The 1,608-nt window shown below is 57.6% G+C and carries 1 rRNA gene; it reads left to right on the top strand.

The features are described 5' to 3' along the window. Positions 1 to 61: 61 nt before the first annotated feature. Positions 62 to 1,608 (top strand): 23S ribosomal RNA (locus ACFXPK_RS32890); the annotation flags it as partial.

Here is a 1,608-nt window from a genome sequence, read left to right as displayed (position 1 = left end):
GGGTGGGGTGATGGGTGGCTGGTCGTTGTTTGAGAACTGCACAGTGGACGCGAGCATCTGTGGCCAAGTTTTTAAGGGCGCACGGTGGATGCCTTGGTACCAGGAACCGATGAAGGACGTGGGAGGCCGCGATAGGCCCCGGGGAGCTGTCAACCGAGCTTTGATCCGGGGGTGTCCGAATGGGGAAACCCGGCAGTCGTCATGGGCTGTCACCCGCTGCTGAACACATAGGCAGTGTGGAGGGAACGAGGGGAAGTGAAACATCTCAGTACCCTCAGGAAGAGAAAACAACCGTGATTCCGGGAGTAGTGGCGAGCGAAACCGGATGAGGCCAAACCGTATGCGTGTGATACCCGGCAGGGGTTGCGCATGCGGGGTTGTGGGAGTTCTCTTGATCGGTCTGCCGGCCGGTCGGCGAGTCAGAAACCGTATGGATAGGCGAAGGACATGCGAAAGGTCCGGCGTAGAGGGTAAGACCCCCGTAGCTGAAATCTGTACGGCTCGTTTGAGAACCACCCAAGTAGCACGGGGCCCGAGAAATCCCGTGTGAATCTGGCGGGACCACCCGCTAAGCCTAAATATTCCCTGGTGACCGATAGCGGATAGTACCGTGAGGGAATGGTGAAAAGTACCGCGGGAGCGGAGTGAAATAGTACCTGAAACCGTGTGCCTACAAGCCGTGGGAGCGTCGCCGTGTGTGCTTGCACATACGGTCGTGACTGCGTGCCTTTTGAAGAATGAGCCTGCGAGTTTGCGGTGTGTTGCGAGGTTAACCCGTGTGGGGAAGCCGTAGCGAAAGCGAGTCCGAATAGGGCGGTATAGTAGCGCGCTCAAGACCCGAAGCGGAGTGATCTAGCCATGGGCAGGTTGAAGCGGAGGTAAGACTTCGTGGAGGACCGAACCCACCAGGGTTGAAAACCTGGGGGATGACCTGTGGTTAGGGGTGAAAGGCCAATCAAACTCCGTGATAGCTGGTTCTCCCCGAAATGCATTTAGGTGCAGCGTCGTGTGTTTCTTGCCGGAGGTAGAGCACTGGATAGGCGATGGGCCCTACCGGGTTACTGACCTTAGCCAAACTCCGAATGCCGGTAAGTGAGAGCGCGGCAGTGAGACTGTGGGGGATAAGCTCCATGGTCGAGAGGGAAACAGCCCAGAGCATCGACTAAGGCCCCTAAGCGTACGCTAAGTGGGAAAGGATGTGGAGTCGCAGAGACAACCAGGAGGTTGGCTTAGAAGCAGCCACCCTTGAAAGAGTGCGTAATAGCTCACTGGTCAAGTGATTCCGCGCCGACAATGTAGCGGGGCTCAAGCGTACCGCCGAAGTCGTGTCATTGCAGCATGAGGGCCAACGCCCGCTGTGATGGGTAGGGGAGCGTCGTGTGCCGGGTGAAGCAGCAGCGGAAGCTAGTTGTGGACGGTTCACGAGTGAGAATGCAGGCATGAGTAGCGATACACACGTGGGAAACGTGTGCGCCGATTGACTAAGGGTTCCTGGGTCAAGCTGATCTGCCCAGGGTAAGTCGGGACCTAAGGCGAGGCCGACAGGCGTAGTCGATGGACAACCGGTTGATATTCCGGTACCCGCTTTGAAACGCCCAATACTGAATC

Source organism: Streptomyces sp. NPDC059142, from assembly GCF_042755665.1.
Lineage (GTDB): Bacteria > Actinomycetota > Actinomycetes > Streptomycetales > Streptomycetaceae > Streptomyces.
This window is presented reverse-complemented; position numbering and strand designations above follow the sequence as displayed.